The 21,089-nt window shown below is 68.7% G+C and carries 21 protein-coding genes; 12 read left to right on the top strand and 9 right to left on the bottom strand.

Annotated elements, in window-relative coordinates; all coding sequences use genetic code 11:
• Positions 1–167: 167 nt before the first annotated feature.
• Entirely contained in the window at positions 168–1,547 is a 1,380-nt protein-coding gene (locus tag GTO19_RS05175; RefSeq protein ID WP_291022452.1) for an ATP-binding protein, read from the bottom strand.
• Positions 1,544–2,209, bottom strand: coding sequence for a response regulator transcription factor (locus GTO19_RS05170; RefSeq protein ID WP_291022450.1), 666 nt, complete (start codon positions 2,207–2,209; stop codon positions 1,544–1,546). Before GTO19_RS05170 ends, GTO19_RS05175 begins: the two co-directional genes overlap by 4 nt.
• Positions 2,210–2,410: 201 nt before the next feature.
• Between GTO19_RS05170 and GTO19_RS05165 the strand changes: the two genes are divergently transcribed.
• From GTO19_RS05165 to GTO19_RS05150, 4 genes are read left to right on the top strand one after another with little or no spacing between them, the layout of a single operon-like run.
• Positions 2,411–3,220, top strand: coding sequence for a MipA/OmpV family protein (locus GTO19_RS05165; RefSeq protein ID WP_291022448.1), 810 nt, complete (start codon positions 2,411–2,413; stop codon positions 3,218–3,220).
• A gap of 10 nt (positions 3,221–3,230) precedes the next feature.
• Complete coding sequence (locus GTO19_RS05160) at positions 3,231–4,214, top strand: hypothetical protein (protein WP_291022446.1); 984 nt, start codon at positions 3,231–3,233, stop codon at positions 4,212–4,214.
• 3 nt (positions 4,215–4,217) lie between these two features.
• Complete coding sequence (locus GTO19_RS05155) at positions 4,218–6,491, top strand: molybdopterin cofactor-binding domain-containing protein (protein WP_291022444.1); 2,274 nt, start codon at positions 4,218–4,220, stop codon at positions 6,489–6,491.
• A 16-nt stretch (positions 6,492–6,507) separates the two neighbouring features.
• Positions 6,508–6,987 (top strand): (2Fe-2S)-binding protein, encoded by a 480-nt coding sequence (locus GTO19_RS05150; RefSeq protein WP_291022442.1) that lies wholly within the window; start codon positions 6,508–6,510, stop codon positions 6,985–6,987.
• A gap of 31 nt (positions 6,988–7,018) precedes the next feature.
• Here the strand turns inward: GTO19_RS05150 and GTO19_RS05145 are convergent, their stop codons facing one another.
• Positions 7,019–8,119: a CaiB/BaiF CoA-transferase family protein gene (locus GTO19_RS05145; protein ID WP_291022440.1), complete on the bottom strand. Its 1,101-nt coding sequence runs from the start codon at positions 8,117–8,119 to the stop codon at positions 7,019–7,021.
• A gap of 123 nt (positions 8,120–8,242) precedes the next feature.
• Between GTO19_RS05145 and greB the strand changes: the two genes are divergently transcribed.
• A complete protein-coding gene (gene greB, locus GTO19_RS05140) occupies positions 8,243–8,797 on the top strand; it encodes a transcription elongation factor GreB (protein WP_291022438.1) in 555 nt (184 codons plus the stop codon).
• Here greB and GTO19_RS05135 read toward each other — a convergent pair whose 3' ends face one another.
• The 4 genes from GTO19_RS05135 to GTO19_RS05120 all read right to left on the bottom strand — a co-directional run bounded on the left by GTO19_RS05135 (position 8,798) and on the right by GTO19_RS05120 (position 12,961).
• Entirely contained in the window at positions 8,798–11,059 is a 2,262-nt protein-coding gene (locus GTO19_RS05135; protein ID WP_291022436.1) for a bifunctional (p)ppGpp synthetase/guanosine-3',5'-bis(diphosphate) 3'-pyrophosphohydrolase, read from the bottom strand.
• Between the two features lie 140 nt (positions 11,060–11,199).
• Positions 11,200–11,403 (bottom strand): DNA-directed RNA polymerase subunit omega, encoded by a 204-nt coding sequence (gene rpoZ, locus GTO19_RS05130; protein WP_009519945.1) that lies wholly within the window; start codon positions 11,401–11,403, stop codon positions 11,200–11,202.
• A gap of 18 nt (positions 11,404–11,421) precedes the next feature.
• On the bottom strand, positions 11,422–12,042 hold the full coding sequence (gene gmk / locus GTO19_RS05125) for a guanylate kinase (protein WP_291022432.1): 621 nt from the start codon (positions 12,040–12,042) through the stop codon (positions 11,422–11,424).
• A gap of 7 nt (positions 12,043–12,049) precedes the next feature.
• The gene (locus tag GTO19_RS05120) at positions 12,050–12,961 is read right to left on the bottom strand and encodes a YicC/YloC family endoribonuclease (protein WP_291022430.1); all 912 of its coding nucleotides are present in this window, start codon (positions 12,959–12,961) and stop codon (positions 12,050–12,052) included.
• A gap of 59 nt (positions 12,962–13,020) precedes the next feature.
• Between GTO19_RS05120 and GTO19_RS05115 the strand changes: the two genes are divergently transcribed.
• The 5 genes from GTO19_RS05115 (at position 13,021) to hemW (ending at position 17,541) form a co-directional block, all read left to right on the top strand.
• On the top strand, positions 13,021–14,031 hold the full coding sequence (locus GTO19_RS05115) for a serine/threonine-protein kinase (protein ID WP_070397458.1): 1,011 nt from the start codon (positions 13,021–13,023) through the stop codon (positions 14,029–14,031).
• Positions 14,028–14,930, top strand: coding sequence for a protein phosphatase 2C domain-containing protein (locus tag GTO19_RS05110; RefSeq protein ID WP_009519949.1), 903 nt, complete (start codon positions 14,028–14,030; stop codon positions 14,928–14,930). The genes GTO19_RS05115 and GTO19_RS05110 overlap by 4 nt, the downstream gene beginning before the upstream one ends.
• Before the next feature lie 30 nt (positions 14,931–14,960).
• On the top strand, positions 14,961–15,689 hold the full coding sequence (gene rph / locus GTO19_RS05105) for a ribonuclease PH (RefSeq protein WP_291022426.1): 729 nt from the start codon (positions 14,961–14,963) through the stop codon (positions 15,687–15,689).
• On the top strand, positions 15,686–16,297 hold the full coding sequence (gene rdgB, locus GTO19_RS05100) for an RdgB/HAM1 family non-canonical purine NTP pyrophosphatase (protein ID WP_291022424.1): 612 nt from the start codon (positions 15,686–15,688) through the stop codon (positions 16,295–16,297). Before rph ends, rdgB begins: the two co-directional genes overlap by 4 nt.
• Positions 16,298–16,359: 62 nt before the next feature.
• Positions 16,360–17,541, top strand: a complete 1,182-nt coding sequence (hemW, locus tag GTO19_RS05095; RefSeq protein WP_291022653.1) for a radical SAM family heme chaperone HemW — start codon at positions 16,360–16,362, stop codon at positions 17,539–17,541.
• A 13-nt stretch (positions 17,542–17,554) separates the two neighbouring features.
• Here the strand turns inward: hemW and GTO19_RS05090 are convergent, their stop codons facing one another.
• Both GTO19_RS05090 and GTO19_RS05085 read right to left on the bottom strand, forming a co-directional pair.
• On the bottom strand, positions 17,555–18,958 hold the full coding sequence (locus tag GTO19_RS05090; RefSeq protein WP_291022422.1) for a heavy metal sensor histidine kinase: 1,404 nt from the start codon (positions 18,956–18,958) through the stop codon (positions 17,555–17,557).
• Complete coding sequence (locus GTO19_RS05085; protein ID WP_291022419.1) at positions 18,955–19,638, bottom strand: heavy metal response regulator transcription factor; 684 nt, start codon at positions 19,636–19,638, stop codon at positions 18,955–18,957. Before GTO19_RS05085 ends, GTO19_RS05090 begins: the two co-directional genes overlap by 4 nt.
• Before the next feature lie 215 nt (positions 19,639–19,853).
• Between GTO19_RS05085 and GTO19_RS05080 the strand changes: the two genes are divergently transcribed.
• Together GTO19_RS05080 and GTO19_RS05075 are read left to right on the top strand one after the other, a co-directional pair.
• The gene (locus GTO19_RS05080; RefSeq protein ID WP_291022416.1) at positions 19,854–20,255 is read left to right on the top strand and encodes a DUF4148 domain-containing protein; all 402 of its coding nucleotides are present in this window, start codon (positions 19,854–19,856) and stop codon (positions 20,253–20,255) included.
• Between the two features lie 132 nt (positions 20,256–20,387).
• Complete coding sequence (locus GTO19_RS05075) at positions 20,388–21,089, top strand: aspartyl/asparaginyl beta-hydroxylase domain-containing protein (RefSeq protein WP_291022414.1); 702 nt, start codon at positions 20,388–20,390, stop codon at positions 21,087–21,089.

The following is a 21,089-nucleotide window of genomic DNA, read 5'->3' as shown; positions in this document are numbered from 1 at the left end:
GCGCCCCTGGAGCAGGGGGATGTCGGCGTGGGTCCAGGGGGTGTGGTTCCGGGTCATGGTCTTCTCGCGTTCAGCCGCGCCAGTTGCGCAGGCTTTCCTTGAAGCGATGGTGACCCGCCGGTTTTAAGAGACGGTTAGCCGGATGAAGGATTCATGAACCGCCGCGCTCAGGCGGCCGTTTCGGTGCCCGCCTCGGACACCGCCGGGAACTGCACGCGCACGCTGAACCCTTGCCCATCGATGCCCGCGCCGGTGACGATGGTCGCGGCGTGCAGGCGCGCGATGCCGGCGACGAGCGACAGGCCGATGCCGCTGCCGCGCCCGCCGTTGCCGGGCACGCGGTGGAAGCGGCGGAAGATCGCTTCGCGCTCGCCAGGGGGCACGCCGGGGCCGTCGTCCGCCACCTCCAGATACGCTGCCGGGCCGCTGGTGGTGTCCACACTGCCGCAGCGGATGCGCACGCGCCCATTGCCTGGCGTGTAGCGCAGGGCGTTGTCCACCAGGTTGCGCAAGAGGATGCCGATCTCGTCGATGTTGCAGTGAAGGTGGGCGGGTGAGAGATCGAGCACCAGGCTGCGCTGGTGGGTTTGCGCAAAGACCTCGAACTCCCGCGCCACGTGCAGCACCAGCTCGCTCAGCTCGGCGGCCTGTCGCTGAGGGGCGTGCTCGCCCGCGTTCAGGCGCGCCAGGTCCAGCAGCTGCTCGGACAGGCGCGTGTTGCGCTCGGCCACGGCGATGAGCTTGACCAGTGCCGCGTCCTTCTCGGGTGCCGAGCGCGCGTGCAGGGCCACGTGGGCCTGGGCCTGCAGCGCCGCCAGCGGCGTGCGCAGCTCGTGCGCGGCGTCGCCGATGAAGCGGCGCTCGTTCTCGACGGCCTCGTCCAGCTGCGTCAGCACGCGGTTGAACGATTCGACCAGGGGCCGCAGTTCGGTGGGCAGGTGGGTGGTCGACAGCGGCGTGAGATCAAAGGCCACGCGGCGCTGCAGCGTCGCCTGCAGCTCGGCGACCGGCCGAAGCGAGCGCCTCACGGCCAGGAAGGTGATCAGTCCGACGATGCAGACGAGCGTCGTCAGGACGCCGAGCACGAAGAACGCCTTTTGCTGCAGTTCGGCGTCGAGTTCGCTGTGCAGGCGGCCCACCTGAACGTACTTGCGCCCGGCGCCGTCCGACACCGAATACACCCGCCAGCGCCGGCCGTCCACCATGAGGCTGGCAAAGCCGTTGGCGAAATCGGGCTTCAATGCGGAGGGTGGTGCGCCGGGCGTTTGCGCGACGAGCCGCGAGCGTTCGGCCCACACCTGGAAAGCCAGCTTGGGGTCGTCGGACAGCATGGAGGGTTTGGGCGACAGCCCGGGCCTGGGCCCACGTTCGTCGGCGTCGGCGGGGATGGCCTGCAGGATGTGCACGGCGAAGTTGCGCAGCCCGTTGTCGGCGATGCTGGTTTCGCTGTGCTTGAGCAAGAACCACAAGGCGATCAGCGCCACCGCCCAGCTGGCGAGGATGGTGCCGACGAGCACGCGCAGAACGTTGCCACGCAGCGAATTCACGGCAGCGCCTCGCCGATCATGTAGCCGTGGCCGTGCAAGGTGGTGATCAGGTCCTCGCCCAGCTTGCGCCGAAGCTGGTAGATGAAGACCGCGATGGTGTTGCTCTCGATGCTGCCGTTGCTGCCATAGACCACGTCCTCGAGGTGGGCGCGCGTGACGACGTGGCCGGGCCGCTCGAGCAAGGCCAGCAGGGTGCGGTATTCGTGCGCGCTCAGGGACACGCGCTTGCCGGCGCGCGTGACGAGGCGCTTGCTCCGGTCGATCTGGATGTCGCGGTAGGTGAAGACCGGCACCACGCGGCCGTGGCTGCGGCGGATGACCGCGCGCACCCGGGCCCAGAGTTCGTCGACCTGGAACGGTTTGACGAGGTAGTCGTCGGCACCGGCGTCCAGGCCCTGGATGCGCTCGCTCAGTTGACCGCGCGCGGTCAGGATGAGCACGGGGGTCACGTCGTAGCGGCTGCGCATGGCCTTGAGCACGCTCAGGCCCGATTCGTGGGGCAGCCCGATGTCGAGCAGCACGGCCGTGTAGGCGTGGTCAACCAGGGCCAGGCGCGCGCCGGCGGCGTCGCCCACGTGATCGATCTGCCAGGCGTTCTGGCGCGCGCCTTCGCACACCGCGTCCGCGAGCATGGCGTCGTCTTCCACGAGCAGCAGGTGCATGGTCTGAGGGGTTCCTGTGGTGGCCGGCCGGGCCTGGGGATTGTGCCCGGCAGGGATGAATGACCGATGAAGACGCGCCCTTCATCAATCGTTCATCGCGATAACCGCGTCTTAAAGCCGTGTGATGAGCATCACGGCACGCAAGGCTCGCACAGGGCCTTGCCATCACCCCTGTCTTTCCCTTTCCAGGAGCCTTCTCGCATGACACCCGAACCCCGATCCTCGAAGCACCGTCCGAATGCCCGCCTGGCCGGCGGCCTGTCCAGCGCCGTGCTCGGCGTTTCACTCGCCCTGGCGTCCTCGGGCGCGTCGGCGCAGGAGCGAGAGCTCCAGCGCGGCGAGTCCCGCTGGGGCCTCGGCCTGGGCGTGGACGTGCACCAGGAGCCTTACCGGGACATGGACAACGACACGCAAGGCATTCCTCTCGTCTACTTCGAGAACTACTGGGTTCGTGTGATGGGGCCGAGCCTGGAGCTCAAACTGCCGTCGGCCGGTCCGGTCGGATTCCGCCTGAAGGCGCGCTATTCCCTGGACGGCTACGAGGCCGACGACTCGCCCTACCTGGAGGGCATGGCCGAGCGAGAAGGCGGCGTATGGTTGGGCGGCGAGGCCATCTGGCGCACGCCCTTCGTGAACCTGTCCGCCGAGCTGATGGGCGATGCGTCCAGCCACAGCGAGGGCCGCCAGTTCAAGCTGCAGGCGGACCGGCGATTCGACGTCGGCCAGTTCAGCTTCACCCCACGGCTGGCCGCCATTCAACTGGACAGGGAGTACGTCGGCTACTACTACGGCGTGAACGGGTCCGAGGTGCGGGCCGGGCGGCCGCAGTACGAGGGCGACTCCACGGTGAACGTGGAGCTGGGCCTGCGTGTGGACTATCGGCTCTCGGCCAGGCAGAACGTCTTCCTGGACCTGCGCAGTACCCGCCTGGGCGACGGGATCGCCGACAGCCCCCTGGTGGATCGCTCCACCCAGACGGGCCTGCGCGTGGGCTACCTCTACCGGTTCTGAGGGACGCGCCATGAACCCACAACGCCGCCAGTGGCTGCGACAGGGGGCCGCGCTGGCAGTGGCCGCTGCGGTGCCCCTGCGGGCCTTGGCCGACACCTTCGCCGACGGGGCGCCGGCATTCGACACGCACGACCTCGATTGGGTCGACGCGGCGCGCCAACGCCCGGTGCCGGTGCGGCTCTATCGGCCGCGGAGCCGGCAACCCGTGCCCGTGGTCGTGTTCTCGCACGGCATCGGAGGCTCGCGCATGGGCTACACCTGGCTCGGCCAGACCTTCGCGCGCCACGGCATCGCCAGCCTTCACCTGCAGCACGTGGGCAGCGACCGGCAACTCTGGAGCGGCAATGTCTTCAACCTCGTCGGGCGCCTGCAGGCCGCGGCGCAGGAGGCCGAGGCCATCGCACGCGCGCAGGACATGCGCTTCGCACTCGACACGCTGCTGACGGGCGACCTGGCGCCGGGCATCGATGCCGAGCGGATCGTGGCCGCCGGACACAGCTACGGGGCCAACACCACCTTGCTGGTCAGCGGCGCCAGTGTCGAGCGCGAGGGCCGGGTGATCGAACTGCGCGATGAGCGCGTGCGCGCCGCGATTGCCATCTCGGCGCCGCCGTTCTACGGAGAAGCGCAGCCGCGCAAGGTGCTGGGCCCGGTGACGCTGCCCAGCCTGCACGTGACCTGCACCGAGGACGTCATCCGCATCCCCGGCTACTACAGCGGTGCGGAAGACCGGCTGGCCGTGTTCGATGCCATCGGCAGCCCGCTCAAATGGCTGGCGGTGTACGAAGGGGGCTCGCACAGCATGTTCACCGACCGAGGTGGCAGCGGCGGCGCCCTCAACCCGAAGGCCAAGCAGGCCACCGGCGCGCTCGCGGTGGCGTTCGTTCGCGCGGTGCTGGACGGCGATGCGCAGGCCCTGGCGCTCTGGCCCGAACGGCACGCCGCCATCCTGGCGCGCTTTTCCGCCGTGGGCATTCAACATGACAGGGGGTGAACGATGGCAAGACTGACCAGGCGGCGCTTTGTGCTGGCCGGCATCGGCACGGCGGGCGTGTTGGGCATCGGCTGGCTGGCAACGCCGCCACGCCAGCGCCTCACGGCGGACCGCTCGCCCGATCCCTCCCCCGGCAGCCACCGGCTCAATGGCTGGGTCGCCATCGGCACCGACGGCTCGGTGACGGTGTCCCTCTGCCGGATGGAGATGGGACAAGGCATCTACACCGGCGTCGCCATGTTGCTGGCCGAAGAGCTGGACGCGGACATCGAGCGGGTGCGTGTGGTGCCGGCCTTCGATGACCGCATCTACAACAACCTGGCGCTCGCTTCCAACCTCGCCCACGCGTTCGATCCCCGCGGGGAAGGGCGTTTCCTCGCGCCTGCGGCGGCGCACGTGGCGCGCAAGCTGGTGCGAGAGGTTCCGGGGCTGGCGATCACGGGCGCCTCGACCAGCATCAAGGACCAGTGGGGGCCGATGCGCGAAGCCGGGGCGTCGGCCCGAATGATGCTGTTGCAGGCGGCCGCGAACCGATGGGGCCTTGCCCTGGGCGAGTGCCGCGCCGAGCAGGGGCGGATCGTGCACGCCTCGGGCCTGAGCCTGTCCTTTGGCGAGTTGGCCGAAGCCGCGGCCCGATTGCCCTTGCCCCGGTCCGTCGCCTTGAAACCGCCGAGCGAATTCAAGCTCATCGGCCAGCCGCTGCCGCAGTTGAATGCGCGCGACAAGTCGAGCGGGGCAGCGAGGTATGGCATCGATGCCCTGCCAGACGGCCTGCTGTACGCCGTGGCCCGGCTGTGCCCGGTGCTGGGTGGCACGGTGAAGCACTTCGACGACACGCGCGTGCGGGCCATGGCGGGCGTCGGGGCCGTGGTGCCCCTGGCGCCGCAGGCCGGTGGCATGGCGGGACGCGGCCTCACCTCCGGGGGCCTGGCGGTGGTGGCCCGTTCGCCGCATGAGGCGATGCGGGCGGCCGAGGCGCTGGAGGTGGCGTGGAATCCCGGTGCAGCCGCGGGGACGTCCAGCCGCGGCGTGCTCGAGGCCCTGCGCCAGGCCGTGCGGGGCGCCGACGGGTCCGTGCTGTACGAGCGGGGCGATGTCGACACGTCGATGCGCTCGGGCGGAACCGTCATCGGCGCCAGCTACGAGGTGCCGTTCCTGGCGCACGCCGCCATGGAACCCATGAACTGCACCATCCGCTTCGACCAGGGCGCGGCCGAGGTCTGGGTGGGCTGCCAGGGGCCGAGCGTGGTGCGCGACGTCGTGGCCACGGTCCTCGACATCGATGCGGACAAGGTGCGCGTGCACCCGCAGATCATGGGCGGGGGCTTCGGCCGCAAGACCTTCACCGACTGCGTCGCGCAGGCGGCGTCCATCGCGAAGGCGGTGCCCGGCCGGGCCGTGCAGCTCATGTGGACGCGCGAGCAGGACATGGCGCACGACTTCTACCGCCCCGCCATGGTGGCGCGGTGCGAGGCGGCGCTGGACCCCTCGGGGCGCGTGACGGCCTGGGACTACCGGATCGCCGGCTCCAGTCTGGGCCAGCCGGCCCTTCTGAACGTCAGCCGCGAGGGCGCCGCCAACACCCCGTACGAATTCCCCCACATGCGGGTGCGGCACGCGGTGCTCGAGTCCGAGGTGCCCACCGGCATCTGGCGCTCCGTCGCTCACTCCTTCAACGCCTTCTTCGTCGAGAGCTTCATCGACGAGCTGGCGGCGGCGGCGCAGGCCGATGCGGTGGCGTTCCGCCGATCTCTGCTCGAGGGCAAGCCTCGGCACCTCAGGGTGCTGGAGATGGCGGCACGGGAGGCGGGCTGGGGAACACCGCTGCCGCTGACGCCCGAGGGCCAGCCGCAGGCACTGGGCCTGGCCTTGCACGAGTCATTCGGCAGCGTGGTGGCCCAGGTGGCGCGGGTATCGCTCGGCGCCGGGCGGACGATCCGGGTGCACGAGGTGGTTTGCGCGGTCGATTGCGGCCTGGCGGTCAACCCGAACCTGGTTCGCCAGCAGATGGAGGGCGGCATCGTCTACGGCCTGTCCGCCGCGCTGTACGGGCGTATCGACGTCGACAACGGCCAGGTGCGCCAATCCAACTTCCACGACTACGCGCCGCTGCGCATGCGCGACTGCCCCGCCATCACGACGCACATCGTGCCCAGCACCGAACCGCCCCAAGGGGTGGGGGAGGTCGGCACACCGCCCATTGCCGCCGCGGTCGCGAACGCGGTGTTTTCGCTCACCGGCACGCGGCTGCGCCAACTGCCCCTGACCCTGGCTTGAGACGACGATGAAAACGATGCTTCTGGACATCAACGGCAAGGCCGTGACCGTGATCGCCGAACCCGACACGCCCCTGCTGTGGGTGCTGCGCGGCGAGCTGGGCTTGGTGGGGACAAAGTACGGCTGCGGCAAGGGCCTGTGCGGCGCTTGCATGGTCCACGTGAACGGAAGCGCCACGCGGTCGTGCGCAGTGTCCGTCTCTGGCGTGGAGGGTCAGAAGGTGACCACGATCGAAGGCCTGAACAGCCGTGAGTCGGTGGCGGTCAAGGCGGCCTGGCAAGAGGTGGACGTGCCGCAATGCGGCTACTGCCAAAGCGGTCAGGTGATGTCCGCATGCGCCCTGTTGGCGGCCAACCCGCAGCCCAGCGATGCAGACATCAGCGATGCCATGAACGCGAACGTGTGCCGCTGCGGCACCTACCCGCGCATACGCGCGGCGATACACCTGTCCGCGAAGAAGCTCTGGCGCGGCCCGCATGCCCGGGATGGGACATGACGAGGGTCCTCTCGCCCGGACGCGGGCGCCGTCACCGCCAGCGACCCAGCACGGCGGCGATGTCGGTCACCTCTCGCGGCGCCGGGCCCTGGATGCGCCCGGGTGTGCGCGAGAAGCGCGGGGCTGGAGCGGGATGGTCCACGCCGTCGATGTCGACGAAGGCCTGCCGCGCGACGTTGTGTGGGTGCCTGGCCGCTTCGGACAGCGGCAGGATGGGCGCGAAGCACACATCGGTGCCCTCCAGCCGGCGTGTCCATTCGGCCTGGGTTTCGCCGCGGAAGATGCGCTCGAATGTGGCGCGAAGTTCGGGCCAGCGCGCGCGGTCGTTCTGCGCGTCGCGCAGGCCTTCGGGCACGCCGACGCGCTCGCAAAGTTCGGCGAAGAACTGCGGCTCGAGGGGGCCGATGCTCACGTGTCGGCCATCCGCTGTTTCATAGGCACCGTAGAAGGGGGCACCGCCATCCAGCGTGTTGCTGCCGCGCGCCTCGCGGAAGTTGCCTCGCGCCGCGTGGCCGACGAAGTTGGCCATGAGGCTGATGGTGCCGTCGGTGATGGCGGCGTCGACCACCTGGCCCCGACCGGAGCGGCCGGCTTCATGCAGCGCCGCGAGGATGCCCACCAGCAGGTACATGCCGCCGCCGCCGTAATCGCCCACCAGGTTCAGCGGCGGCACCGGCGCGCCGTTGGCCGGACCGATGGCGTGGGCCGCGCCCGTGATGGCGATGTAGTTCAGGTCGTGCCCGGCCGCCTGTGCGAGGGGGCCGTGCTGGCCCCAGCCCGTCATGCGGCCGTAGATCAGGCGCGGGTTGCGCGTGAGTACCGCGTCGGGTCCCAGGCCAAGCCGCTCCATCACACCGGGACGAAAGCCCTCGACCAGCACATCGGCCTTCTCCAGCAGCGCGAACACGGTCTCGCGCGCCGAGGGATCCTTCAGGTCGGCCGTCACCACGGTGCGGCCCCGTCCGGTGACGTTGCCGCGGTCCGCCGGCTTGCGCGTCGGGCGGTCGATGGTGACCACGTCCGCCCCCATGTCCGACAGAAGCATGCAGGCGAACGGACCGGGCCCGATGCCGGCGAACTCGGCAACGCGCAGGCCGGCGAGGGGGCCAGTGCGCTTCGTGTCAGGGGTCATGTCGGTCGTCTTCGTGTGGGCGTGGCGTGGGGCCCTCGCGCAGGGCCTGCGAAGGGTAACGGACAGCGCCGGTCCGGCGCGTTAGGATCGCCTGCTGAAACGCCCACGGGGCGGCGAGCAAAGATGAGCAAGGCTTTTACCCGCGAGTCCGATCACGAGGACGACGAAGACACCGCCGTGCCGGCGGCACCCGGTGGAAAGAACTACGTCACCCGCACCGGCTATGAACGCCTGCGCCGTGAACTCCTGAGCCTGATCGACGACGAGCGGCCCAAGGTGGTCGAGGCCGTGCACTGGGCCGCCCGGAACGGCGACCGCTCGGAGAACGCCGAGTACATCTACGGCAAGAAGCGCCTGCGCGAGATCGACCGGCGCATCCGCTTCCTCACCAAGCGCCTGGAAATCGCCGAGGTGGTCGATCCGTCGGCGCACCATGGCAGCGACCAGGTGTTCTTCGGCGCCACCGTCACCTACGCCGACGAATCGGGGCGCGAGACCACCATCACCATCATGGGCACCGACGAGGCCGAGAGCGCGCAGGGGCAGGTGAGCTGGGTGGCGCCCGTCTCGCGGGCCTTGCTCAAGGCGCGCGTGGGCGACGTGGTGAAGCTGGCCGTGCCCGGCGGCGTGCAGGAACTGGAAGTGCTTGAGGTGAGCTACCCGGCGCCCGCTGCCTGATCAGGCCTTGGCGGCGGCCTTGTAGCGCTGGGCCTTGATGACCGAGGGCGTGCGCTTGAGGCTGCGCAGCACGTCGGCGAGGTGCTGGCGGTCTCGCACCGACACCGAGAAGCGGATGTCCGTGGCGGTCTGGGCCGGCTCGTCGCCCATGTCCACGTGGGTGATGTCGGCTTCGGCCGCCGCGATGCTGGAAGCCACGCGCGCCAGCACGCCCTTGCCATTGGCCACCGTGACGATGACCGTGGTGTCGAAGGAGCGCACCGGCTCGTCGGCCCATTCGACTTCGAGGAAGCGCTCGGCGTCGCGGTCGCGCAGGCGGCGCGCCGTCGGGCAATCCTCGGCGTGCACCACCAGGCCTTCCCCACGGCCCAGATAGCCCACGATGCGGTCGCCCGGAATGGGTTTGCAACAGGGGGCGTACTGCACCGACAGGCCCTCGCTGCCATCGAGCGTGACCACGCCTTGAAGCGTGCCGTCGTCCTGGCCTGCCGCGTAGCGCTCGGTACTGATCAGCACCGCGTCGGGCTTGAGGCCGGTTTCCGCCAGCAGCACCGCCAGCTTCTTGCCCACCATGCTGGCGATGCGCCGGCCCATGCCGATGTCGGACAGCAGCTCGCCGCGGCTCTTGTTGCCGGTGAAGCGCAGCAGCTTGTCCCACACCGCGGCGTGGTCGCCGTCTTCGCCCGGGAGTTGTGCGATGCCTTCGGAGCGCAAGGCCTGGCTGAGCATGCGCTCGCCCAGTTCCAGGGACTTCTCCTGCGCCACGGTCTTGAGGTGGTGACGGATCTTGGAGCGCGCGCGACCCGTCTTCACGAAGGACAGCCAGGTCGGGTTGGGCTCGGCCTTCTCGTCGGTGATCACCTCCACCACGTCGCCGTTGGCGAGTTCGGAGCGCAGCGGACGCTGTTCGCCATTGATGCGCGCGGCCACCGTGCGCTGACCGATGTCGCTGTGGATCGCGTACGCGAAGTCGACCACCGTGGCGCCGCGCGGCAGCGCGAGGATCTTGCTCTTGGGGGTGAAAACGTAGACCGCGTCGGGGAAGAGGTCGATCTTGATGTGGTCCCAGAACTCGCTGGCGTCGTGCGTTTCCTGCTGGATGTCCAGCAGCGACTGCAGCCACTGCGTGCCCAGCCGCTGCGACATGTCGCTGCCGGGCTCGTTGGCCTTGTAGAGCCAGTGGGCGGCCACGCCCGACTCGGCGACCACGTCCATGGCGTGCGTGCGCACCTGGAACTCGATGTTGGTGCCGAAGGGGCCGACCAGCGTGGTGTGCAGCGACTGGTAGCCGTTGACCTTGGGAATGGCGACGTAGTCGCGGAACTTGCCCGGCAGGGGCTTGTAGAGCTGGTGCAGCACGCCCAGTGCCGTATAGCAGTCGGTGAGGTCCGGCACCACGAGGCGAAAGCCGTAGATGTCGGTGACCTGGGCGAATGAGAGGTGCTTGCTGTCCATCTTGCGGTAGATGGAGTACAGCGTTTTCTCGCGGCCCATCATGCGCACAGGCAGGCCTTGGTGGCCGAACGCGGCCTCGACCTCCTGTTGCACGCGCGCGATCAGGTCGCGCCGCCGGTTGCGGGCCTTGTTCAGTGCCTTGGACAGCACCTCGTATCGCCACGGGTACAGGAAGCGGAAGGCCAGGTCCTGCAGCTCACGGTAGGTGAAATTCAGGCCCAGGCGATGGGCGATGGGGGCGTAGATCTCCAGTGTTTCCGAACTGATGCGCTGCCACTTGTTGCGCGGCATGTCGCCCATGGTCCGCATGTTGTGCGTTCGGTCGGCCAGCTTGATCAGGATGACCCGCACGTCCTTGGCCATGGCCAGCAGCATCTTGCGGAAGGACTCGGCCTGGTTCTGCTCGCGGGAGGTGAACTCCAGGCGCTCGAGCTTGGTCAGTCCGTCGACCAGTTCGGCGACCGGCGAGCCGAAGCGCTCCACCAGTTCCTGCTTGGTCACGCCGCAGTCTTCAATGGCGTCGTGCATCAGCGCCGCCATCAGGGCCTGGGCGTCGAGCTTCCATTCCGCGCACTGCGCGGCCACGGCGATGGGGTGGGTGATGTACGGGTCGCCGTTCTTGCGCAACTGGCCCAGGTGGGCCTCGTCGGCGAACCGGTAGGCCTGGCGGATGTGCTCGATGTCCGTCGGGCCGAGGTAGTCGAGCTTGCCCAGCAGCGCGGCAAAGCTGGCCGCGGCTGCGCTGGCGGCCGCAGTGGCCGCGTCGGGCGGGCTGGCCGCCAGGGTGCCGTCGACGGTGGGCGTCATCCTGTAACTGTAGCGCCTGATGGCGTGCACCGCTTTGGGTCACGGCACTAGGCCTTGGTCTCAGGCAGGAATCGGGACCCGCAGAAACAAAAAGACACCGTCAGGCGGTGTCTTTTGTGGGGAGGGTGCGACGAACCGGCTCAGGTCGGGACCTTCTTGAGCATCTCGAGGCCGACCTTGCCTTCGGCGATTTCGCGCAGGGCGGTCACGCCCGGCTTGTTCTTGCTCTCGATCTTGGGCGCATGGCCCTGGCTGAGCATGCGCGCGCGGTAGGTGGCGGCCAGCACGAGCTGGAAGCGGTTGGGGATCTGTTCCAGGCAATCTTCGACGGTGATGCGTGCCATGGCGGGCTCCGGGCTGTGTCAGGGGATGTCGAGCGCTTCGAAGGTGTCGCTTCTGGCGCTGCGTTGCGCCGCGTACTTCAGGCGCTGGGCGTGAACGATGGCCTTGAGGTCAAACAAGGCCCGCTCGAATAACTCATTGATTATAACGAAGTCGAAATCCCGGGCATGGGCCATCTCCATGGCGGCATTGCGCAGGCGCAGGTCAATCACCTCGGAGGTGTCTTCCGCGCGGCGTTCCAGGCGGGAGCGCAGTTCTTCCCAACTGGGGGGCAGGATGAAGATCAGCACCGCGTTGGGGAAGATGCGCTTGACCTGGATCGCGCCCTGGTAGTCGATCTCCAGCACCACATCGGCGCCTTGCTTCATGCGCTGCTCGATCGCCGCTTTCGAGGTGCCGTAGCGGTTGCCATGCACCTGCGCCCATTCCAGGAAGGCGTCCTGGGCGATCATCTGGTCGAAGGTTTCCTGGCTCACGAAGTAGTACTCGCGGCCATGGACTTCCTGCCCGCGCGGCGGACGGGTGGTGTGCGACACCGAGGGCTGCACGCGGGCGTCGAGCTCCATCAGCGCCTTCACCAGGCTGGATTTGCCGGCCCCACTGGGCGCGGCCACGACGAACAGGTTGCCGGGGTACTGCATCAGGGTCTCATTCCAGGTTCTGCACCTGCTCACGCATCTGCTCGATGAGCACTTTCATGTCCACCGACACGCGGGTGAGCTCCAGGCTCGACGACTTGGAGCCCAGGGTGTTGGCTTCGCGGTGCAGCTCCTGGATCAGGAAGTCCAGGCGCTTGCCCACCTCGCCGCCGCGCTGCAGCAGGCGCTCGATCTCGTCGAGGTGGGAGCGCAGCCGCGTGAGCTCTTCCGCCACGTCGATGCGTATGGCGAAGGCCGTGGCTTCTGCCAGCGCGCGGTCGCGCGCGGCCTCGCTGCCGGCCACGGTGCCCGAGGCGTCGGCGCCCAGCGCTTCCTGCCAGCGGTCGAGAAAGCGCTGGCGTTGCTGCGCCACGAGCTCAGGGATCAGGGGCTGCGCCGTGTCGGTCAGGGCGCGCAACTGGCCGACGCGATCAAGCAGCATGCTGGCCAGCCGTGCGCCTTCCCGCGCGCGTGCCTCCAGCAGTTGCTCCAGTGCGGCGTCGAGCAGTTCGGTAAGACGCTCGTGCAGGTCGGCCGGCGGGGCGCTGCGCCGCTCGACCAGACCCAGCACCTCGGCCACCGACAGCGGCTGGGCCTGGGGCAGCCAGGTGCGGACGGCGTCCTGAGCGGCCAGCAGGCGCTGCAATTCGGCGCTGCCCGGGGCACGCGGCACCTGGTCCGACGAGGCCTCGATCCAGGCGCGCAACTCGACCTTGCCGCGCTTGAGCTTCTGTGTGAAGCGCTCGCGCAAGGCCGGTTCGCTCGCGCGCAGGTCGTCGGGCAGCTTGAAGCCGAGGTCGAGGAAGCGGCTGTTGACCGAGCGGATTTCGACCCCGACGGAAGGGCCGGAATCCCCTGCGGCCGGCTCCGCGCCAGCGTTTCGCTGGGCCGAGGCGTAGCCGGTCATGCTGTAAACTGCCATCGCTCTGGGCCGGTGGTATTGGAGGTCCAAAACGGGGCGTTTCGGAAACCGGTCGAATTATGTCAAAGGTCAAACCCGCTCCTCTGCCACCCGACACGGTCATCGGTGGCTACCGCATCGTTCGAAAGCTGGCCGCCGGCGGTTTTGGCGTGGTGTACCTCGCGGTCGACACCGAAGGCCAGCAGGTCGCCGTCAAGGAATACCTCCCTTCGTCCCTGGCCACGCGCGGTCCCGGTGAATTGCTGCCACAGGTGCAGCCCGAAAAGCTCTCGCTCTATCGCCTCGGCCTCAAGAGCTTCTTCGAGGAAGGCCGCGCGCTTGCGCAGATCTCCCACCAGTCAGTGGTGAGCGTGCTCAACTTCTTCCGCGAGAACGAAACCGTCTACATGGTCATGAACTACCTCGAGGGCTCGTCCCTGCAGGAGTTCATCATCACCGCGCGCGAGCTCAAGAAGCAGAAGGTGTTCCGCGAATCCACCATCCGCTCGCTCTATGACGAGGTGCTGCGTGGCCTGCGCATCGTTCACCAGCACAAGATGCTGCACCTGGACATCAAGCCCGCGAACATCTTCGTCACCGACGACAACCGCGCCGTGCTGATCGACTTCGGTGCCGCGCGCGAGGTGCTGAGCAAAGAGGGCAACTTCATCCGCCCCATGTACACGCCCGGCTTCGCCGCGCCCGAGATGTACCGCCGCGACTCGTCCATGGGCCCCTGGACGGACATCTACGCCATCGGCGCCTGCATTTACGCCAGCATGCAGGGCTACCCGCCCAACGACGCGCCCCAGCGCCTCGAGAAAGACCGCCTGTCGCTCGCACTGTCGCGCTTGCGCGGGGTGTACTCCGACAACCTCATCGAAGTGGTCGAGTGGTGCATGTCGCTCGACCCGCTCTCTCGCCCGCAATCGGTCTTCGCGCTGCAGAAGGAACTCAGCCGCGAAACCGAGCGCAGCTACACCAAGCTCACCGTGGCCGAGAAGATGCGCCTGCAGTTCGACAACATCGTCTCCGACAAACAGAAGTCATTGCTGCGCAAGTCCACTGATGTGGGCACCAAATTCCGATGAAATTCTCGGTCTACCAGATCAGCCGGCAAGGCGGTCGCGAGCGCAACGAGGACCGCATGGGCTACGCCTACACGCGCGAGTCCGGCCTGTTCGTGCTGGCCGACGGCATGGGTGGCCACCCCGAAGGCGCCATGGCCGCGCAGCTCGCGCTGCAGACGCTGTCGGCCTACTTCCAGAAGGCGGCCAATCCCACGGTGCGCGAGGTGCCCGAATTCCTCTCCAGCGCGCTCATGGCCGCGCACCACCAGATCATCCGCTACGCGGCGGAGAAGGGCATGCTCGACACGCCGCGCACCACGCTGGTGGCGGCCGTCATGGAGCGTGGCCACATCCACTGGGTGCACTGCGGAGATTCGCGCCTGTACGTGGTGCGCGACAACGAGCTGCTCACGCGCACGCGCGACCACTCCTACATGGAACAGCAGGCGCACCTGGGCCGCAACACCGAGCACATCAACCGCAACATCCTCTTCACCTGCCTGGGCTCGCCGGCCAAGCCGGTGTACGACCTGTCCGGCCCGGTGCAGCTCATGCAGGGCGACCGCGTGCTGTTGTGCTCGGATGGCCTGTGGGGCACGGTCGAAGACGATGAAATCGTGAACGAACTGTCCACGCGCCCGCTGGAGCAGGCCGTGCCCGATCTGGTGGAAACCGCGCTGCGCCGCGGCGGCCAGCGCTGCGACAACGTCACCGTGCTTGCCATGGAGTGGGAAACCGCCGACGAGTACCAGACCACGCGCGTTTCCACCGAAGACATCGAGGACGGCGTGTTCGCCTCCACCATCCAGTCGGGCGTGCCCGATCCCACCATCGAAGACCTGGACGACGCGGCCATCGAGAAGTCGATCGCCGAGATCAATGCGGCGATCGCCCGCACCGCGGCCGCGCGCAACGCCTGAGCTTCGTTTTCCCCTTGTGAGGTTTCTGCCATGACGGCCGTCCAACGACCAGGCCAGCGGGCCACCAATGCCCTGCGCCCCGTGCGCATCACCCGCGGCTACACCATGCACGCCGAAGGCTCGGTGCTCATCGAGTTCGGCCACACCAAGGTGCTGTGCACCGCGTCGGTGGAAGAGAAGGTGCCGCCGCACAAGCGTGGCAGCGGAGAAGGCTGGGTGACGGCCGAGTACGGCATGCTGCCGCGCGCCACGCACACCCGCAGCGACCGCGAGGCCGCGAAGGGCAAGCAGAGTGGTCGCACCCAGGAGATCCAGCGCCTGATCGGCCGCTCGCTGCGCGCGGTGGTCGACCTGAAGGCCCTGGGCGAGCGCACCATCTCGCTCGACTGCGACGTGCTGCAGGCCGACGGCGGCACGCGCACGGCCGCGATCACCGGCGCCTTCGTGGCCGCGCAGGACGCGGTGAACCGCCTGATGGCCGCGGGCAAACTCACGGCCTCGCCGATCAAGGAGCACGTGGCCGCCATCTCCGTCGGCATCCTGGACGGCACGCCCTTGCTCGACCTCGAGTACGTGGAAGACTCCACCTGCGACACCGACATGAACGTGGTGATGACCGGCGCCGGCCACTACGTGGAGGTGCAGGGCACGGCCGAGGGCGTGGCTTTCACGCGCGCCGAGATGGACCAGTTGCTGGTGCTGGCCGAGAAGGGCATCGCCGAACTCGTGGCCCTGCAGAAGGCCGCGCTCGGCGCATGAAGCTGGTCCTCGCGTCGAACAACGCGGGCAAGCTGGCCGAGTTGCAGGCCCTGTTCGCCCCGCTGGGCGTGCAGCTCGTTCGTCAGGCCGAACTGGGCATCCCGGAAGCGCCGGAGCCGCACCGCACCTTCATCGAGAACGCGCTGGCCAAGGCCCGCCACGCCGCGCGCGAAAGCGGCCTGCCGGCCGTGGCCGACGACGCCGGGCTGTGCGTGGAGGCCTTCGGCGGTCTGCCGGGTGTGGACACCGCCTACTACGCCACGCAGCACGGCTACTCCAAGGGCGACGACCACAACGTCACCGCGCTGCTCGAGCAGATGCGCGACGTGGTCGACCGCCGTGCCGCGCTGGTCAGCACCCTGGTCGCGCTTCGCCACGCCGACGACCCCGAACCGCTCGTGGCCACGGGCCGCGCCCCCGGTCTCATCACGCGCGAGCGCGTGGGCGACCAAGGCTTCGGCTTCGACCCCGTGATGTTCATTCCCGCGCTGGGCCGCACCTTCGCCCAGCTCGACCCCGAGGTGAAGAACCGGCACAGCCACCGCGGACAGGCCGCCCGCGCCATGCTGGAACTCATGCGCGAGCGCTGGTTCGCGCCTGCGCCGTGAGCGCAGCGTCTGAAGACCGTACCGTGAGCGAGACACCCGTCCACCGCGACCCGAGGCACTGGATGCGCCCGGGCACCTTGCAGCTCGGCGCGCTGCCGCCACTGTCGCTCTACATCCACTTGCCCTGGTGCCTGAAGAAGTGCCCTTACTGCGACTTCAACTCGCACGAGTGGAGCGCCACGTCGGCTCCGGGGGACCCGATGCCCGAGGCGCGCTACCTCGACGCCCTGCGCGCCGACCTCGAGGCCTCGCTGCCCCTGGTGTGGGGGCGGCCCGTGCACAGCGTGTTCATCGGCGGCGGCACGCCCAGCCTGTTCTCGCCCGAGGCCATCGACCGCCTGTTGGCCGACGTGCGCGCGCGCCTGCCGTTGGAGCCCGGCGCCGAGATCACGCTCGAGGCCAATCCCGGCACCTTCGAGAAGGACCGTTTCCGCGCGTTCCGCCAGGCCGGGGTCACGCGCCTGTCCATCGGCGTCCAGAGCTTTGACGACGCGCAGCTCAAGGCCCTGGGCCGCGTGCACGACGGCGCGCAGGCGCGCGCCGCGCTGGAAGAGGCGGCGCAGGTCTTCGACACCTTCAACCTCGACCTGATGTACGCGCTGCCGGGCCAGACGCTCGCGCAGTGCGAGGCCGACCTGCGCACCGCGCTGTCCTTCGCCCCGCCGCACCTGTCCGTCTACCACCTCACGCTCGAACCCAACACCTGGTTCGCCAAGTACCCGCCCCGGCTGCCCAGCGACGACGAGGCCTACGAGATGCTGGACCTCATCACCGCCCTCACCGCCGAGGCGGGACTCCAGCGCTACGAGGTCTCGGCCTATGCCCGGCCCGGCCACGTCTGCCGGCACAACCTGAACTACTGGCGCTTCGGCGACTACCTGGGCATCGGCGCCGGGGCACACGGCAAGCTCAGTTTCGCGCACCGCATCGCGCGCCCGGTGCGCGTGCGTGAGCCGCGTCTGTACATGGAGCGCGCCCTTGCCGGCGACGCCGTGGCGAGCATGGACGAGGTGCCGCGCGCCCAGTTGCCGTTCGAGTTCATGCTCAACGCCCTGCGCCTGCGCGAGGGCTTCGCCCTGGCCGATTTCATGGCCGGCACCGGCCTGCCGCTGTCCAGCATCGACGCGGCCTTGCGCGAGGCCGAGGCGAAAGGCCTGATCGAACGCGAAGGCGCTCAGGTGCGACCGACCGAGCGGGGCTTTGACTTCCTGAGCGATCTGCAGGCGCTTTTCCTGCCCGGGTGACGCGCGGGCGGTCTCACACCGCCATGATGAAGCCGACCCGTGTGCGGCCGGCGTCCGACTCGGCCACCGCGAAGCCGTCGTGCATGCGCGCGATGGCCGCCACGATGGACAAGCCCAGGCCGTGGTGCGGCTTCTCCAGTTCGCAGCGCGAGGCGTCGGCGCGGAAGAAGCGATCGAACAGGCGGGGCAGGTGGTCGGGTTCGATTGCCGGGCCGCAGTTCTCCACCCACAGGCGCACGCTGCCGTCGGCCTCCTGCTGGATGCGCACGCACAGGCGTGAGTCCTTGTCGGCGTAGCGGATGGCATTGCCCAGCAGATTGGACAGCGCGCGCTTGAAGAGCGGCTCGTCCACCGCCAGCTGGGCGTCGCCCTCGATGTCGATGCCCAGACCGGCCTCCTCCATCGGCGCCTCGTGGAATTCCACCACCTGTTGCACCAGATCGGCCAGGCTCACCGGCGCCCCGCGGCGCGCCTTCACGCCGCGGTCGGCTTGCGCCAGGAACAGCATGTCGTTGACGATGCCCGCCATGCGCTGCAACTCTTCCAGGTTGGACAGCAGCACTTCCTCCAGCTCGGGCGCGCTGCGCTCGCGGCTCAGCGCGACCTCGGTGTGGCCGATCAGGTTGGCCAAGGGCGTGCGCAGTTCATGCGCCACGTCGGCGTTGAAGCCCTCGAGTTGCACGTAGGTGCGCTCCACGCGTTGCATGAGGCCGTTGAATTGCTCGATCAGCGGCTGAAGCTCCTCGATGGGCTCGCTCAGCGCCAGGCGCTGGTCCAGTCGACGCACGTCGATCGCGCGGGTCTGGCTCGCCAGGTCCGCGAGCGGGCGCAGGCTGCAGCGCACGCGCCAGAAGGTGGCCCAGGCCACAAAGGCGCCGCCCGCCAGCGTGGCGGCCACCAGCAGCAGGGCCATGCGCTGGCCGTATTGGGCATCGCGCGAACAGTCCATCACCAGCCGGCCCTGCAGCGGCGCGCTGCCGTCGGCGCGCGGCACCGAGAAGCGCAGCTCGCTCGTCGGCGCGGTCCCGGGGTCGAAGGTGGGCAGCGCGTCGCGGTACATCTCGCTGCCGTCGGCGCGGTGGACCTGCACGAAATTGCCGGGCCGGCGTTCGCTCAGCCATTGCAGCTTCTGCACCATCGCGGCCTCGCCGCCATCGGCGTCGGCGTCTTTCAGCACCTCGATGAGCACGTTGGAGTAGCCGCGCAGTTCCTCCTGCTGGCGCGACTCGAACAGCATCCAGGTGGCGGCGTAGATGACGGCCAGCAGCACGCCCAGGCCGATGATGGTCTGCACCGCCAGCAGCAGCGACAGGCGCTTGCCGATGGAGTACGTGCAGGGCGTGGGCCCGCTGCGCGGGTCCGCGGAAGCCGCGTTGGCGCTCGCGCCGGCGGTCCCGTCGATCGTGGTCGTGTTCACGCGCGTTCCTCCAGCACATAGCCCATGCCGCGCACGTTGTGCAGCAACTTGGGGCGGAAGGGGTCGTCCATCTTGGCGCGCAGCCGGCGGATCGCCACCTCGACCACGTTGGTGTCGGAGTCGAAGTTCATGTCCCACACCTGCTCGGCCAGCGTGGTGCGCGAAAGGATCTGCCCCTTGCGGCGCGCCAGCAGGGCCAGCAGCGCGAATTCCTTGGCCGTGAGCTCCAGCCGTTGCCCCGCACGCGAGGCCTTGCGGCTCAGCAGGTCGATCTCGAGGTTGCTCACGCTCAGGCGGCTGTTGGTCGCCTCGGTCGAGGAGGCCGGGCCCCGGCGCAGCAGCGCGCCGATGCGCGCCAGCAGCTCGGAGAAGGCAAACGGCTTGACGAGGTAGTCGTCGGCACCGGACTGCAGGCCGCGCACGCGGTCCTCCACCAGGTCGCGCGCCGTGAGCATCAGCACCGGGGTGTTGTGCTTTTCGCGCAGCGCGGACAGCACGCCGAAGCCGTCCACCCCCGGCAACATGATGTCGAGCACCACGAGCTGGTAGTCGCCTTCGGTGGCGAGGTAGCGGCCTTCGATGCCGTCGCGCGCCACGTCGACCGTGTAGCCGGCCTCGGTCAGGCCGCGCTTGACGTAGTCGGCTTGCTTGGCTTCGTCTTCAATGACCAGGATGCGCATGGCGTGGGGTACTCGGAATGAATGGCGCGCCATCCGATTGCGCGCTATGAAATTGTCACGGAAAGTGAGCGCGCGGTGGGTTACGAATACGTAATTCAGGCGTTCGGGAAACGACAGGCCCGGTTTCTACAGTTCATCCCATGCCGACGCAGACCGGCTTTCCAAGTGTCTCCTCCCTCCATCGTTTTCAACCTGTCGTCTCCAAAGGAACTGTCATGAACGCCTCCCAACGCATCCTCCTGCCCATCGCCTTCGCCCTGACCGCGGGTGCCGCCTTCGCCGAAGGCCCCATCGAAGGCAACGAAGTCTTCAACTTCCAGTCCAACCTGAGCCGCGCCGAAGTGCAAGCCCAGGCCGCCGCCGCCTACCGGGCCGACCAGATCGCCCGCGGCGAAGCCAACCCCGCGCAAGCGCAAGCCACCGTGGTCGCCAGCGGCCTCACCCGCGCCCAGGTGCTGGCCGAAGCCGCCGAAGCCCGCCGCCTGGGTCTGACGGTCCGCGGTGAACTCCAGCCCGTGGCCACGCCCGAGCAGGCCGAGCTGATCCGCCTGGCCGGCCTGCGCGCCGTGCAGGGCAATGCCGTGGTGCAAGGCCAGGGCAGCGTCCAGGTCAACTGATCGTCTCACCGTTTGTCTCCTCCAAGGATTTGAGGCAGCCCGCACGGGCTGCCTCTTTTTTTTGCCTTCGACCAGCGGGCCTGCGGCCCATAATGCGCGCGTTCCTCCCCACGGGATCCATCAGGAGACGCGATGTCGCAGAGCCCCGTTCAGCGTCGCATCAATGCCATCTTCTCGCGGCAGGCCGGTGGCCAGCAGCGGCCGGCGTTCTTCGACATCGACCAGACCTACCCGGCCCTGCGCGTGCTGGACCGGCACCAGGACGCCATCCGCGCCGAACTCGAAGGGCTGCTGCAGGAGCGTGAACGCATCCCGCGCTACCACGAGGTCTCCAAGGCCGAAACCTACATCTCCGGCACGGTCAACCCCGACAAGAGCTGGCGTGTGTTCATGCTCGCCACCGTCGACGGCGAGGTGCCCGCCAACGCCGGCAGGTGCCCCCAGACCATGGCGGCGCTGCGGCAGGTGCCCCACCTGCTCGGCGCCTTCTTTTCGATCCTGGACCCGGGCAAGTCCATCCCCGCGCACGACGGGCCTTACACCGGCTACCTGCGCTACCACCTGGCCTTGAAGGTGCCCGCCGAGAACCCGCCCACGCTGCGCGTGAAGGACCAGTTCCACACCTGGACCAACGGCCACAGCATCCTCTTCGACGACAGCTGGAGCCACGAGGTCATCAACGACGCCAGCGACATCCGCGTCGTGCTCATCGTGGACGTGCTGCGGCCCATGCCGCTGCACTATGGGCTGCTCAACCTCTTGCTCACCCGCGTGCTGGGCCGCTACTCCGAAGAGGTGAAAGCGATCCGGGCCAACCTGAAGAAGTACGCCTAG

Origin of the sequence: Hydrogenophaga sp., from assembly GCF_011772445.1 — a bacterium.
Taxonomy (GTDB): domain Bacteria; phylum Pseudomonadota; class Gammaproteobacteria; order Burkholderiales; family Burkholderiaceae_C; genus Hydrogenophaga.
The sequence above is the reverse complement of the archived record's forward strand: the minus strand, read 5'-3'. Positions and strand labels throughout refer to the sequence as shown.

Bases quoted from the DNA above. Each gene is read 5' to 3' on its own strand.
- rph (WP_291022426.1), top strand. From the start codon at position 14,961: ATGACGGCCGTCCAACGACCAGGCCAGCGGGCCACCAATGCCCTGCGC.
- GTO19_RS05080 (WP_291022416.1), top strand. From the start codon at position 19,854: ATGAACGCCTCCCAACGCATCCTCCTGCCCATCGCCTTCGCCCTGACC.
- GTO19_RS05120 (WP_291022430.1), bottom strand. From the start codon at position 12,961: ATGGCAGTTTACAGCATGACCGGCTACGCCTCGGCCCAGCGAAACGCT.
- gmk (WP_291022432.1), bottom strand. From the start codon at position 12,042: ATGCAGTACCCCGGCAACCTGTTCGTCGTGGCCGCGCCCAGTGGGGCC.
- GTO19_RS05170 (WP_291022450.1), bottom strand. From the start codon at position 2,209: ATGCACCTGCTGCTCGTGGAAGACGACGCCATGCTCGCGGACGCGGTG.
- GTO19_RS05155 (WP_291022444.1), top strand. From the start codon at position 4,218: ATGGCAAGACTGACCAGGCGGCGCTTTGTGCTGGCCGGCATCGGCACG.
- GTO19_RS05110 (WP_009519949.1), top strand. From the start codon at position 14,028: ATGAAATTCTCGGTCTACCAGATCAGCCGGCAAGGCGGTCGCGAGCGC.
- greB (WP_291022438.1), top strand. From the start codon at position 8,243: ATGAGCAAGGCTTTTACCCGCGAGTCCGATCACGAGGACGACGAAGAC.
- rdgB (WP_291022424.1), top strand. From the start codon at position 15,686: ATGAAGCTGGTCCTCGCGTCGAACAACGCGGGCAAGCTGGCCGAGTTG.
- GTO19_RS05160 (WP_291022446.1), top strand. From the start codon at position 3,231: ATGAACCCACAACGCCGCCAGTGGCTGCGACAGGGGGCCGCGCTGGCA.
- GTO19_RS05150 (WP_291022442.1), top strand. From the start codon at position 6,508: ATGCTTCTGGACATCAACGGCAAGGCCGTGACCGTGATCGCCGAACCC.
- GTO19_RS05115 (WP_070397458.1), top strand. From the start codon at position 13,021: ATGTCAAAGGTCAAACCCGCTCCTCTGCCACCCGACACGGTCATCGGT.
- GTO19_RS05135 (WP_291022436.1), bottom strand. From the start codon at position 11,059: ATGACGCCCACCGTCGACGGCACCCTGGCGGCCAGCCCGCCCGACGCG.
- GTO19_RS05145 (WP_291022440.1), bottom strand. From the start codon at position 8,119: ATGACCCCTGACACGAAGCGCACTGGCCCCCTCGCCGGCCTGCGCGTT.
- rpoZ (WP_009519945.1), bottom strand. From the start codon at position 11,403: ATGGCACGCATCACCGTCGAAGATTGCCTGGAACAGATCCCCAACCGC.
- GTO19_RS05085 (WP_291022419.1), bottom strand. From the start codon at position 19,638: ATGCGCATCCTGGTCATTGAAGACGAAGCCAAGCAAGCCGACTACGTC.
- GTO19_RS05075 (WP_291022414.1), top strand. From the start codon at position 20,388: ATGTCGCAGAGCCCCGTTCAGCGTCGCATCAATGCCATCTTCTCGCGG.
- GTO19_RS05165 (WP_291022448.1), top strand. From the start codon at position 2,411: ATGACACCCGAACCCCGATCCTCGAAGCACCGTCCGAATGCCCGCCTG.
- hemW (WP_291022653.1), top strand. From the start codon at position 16,360: ATGCGCCCGGGCACCTTGCAGCTCGGCGCGCTGCCGCCACTGTCGCTC.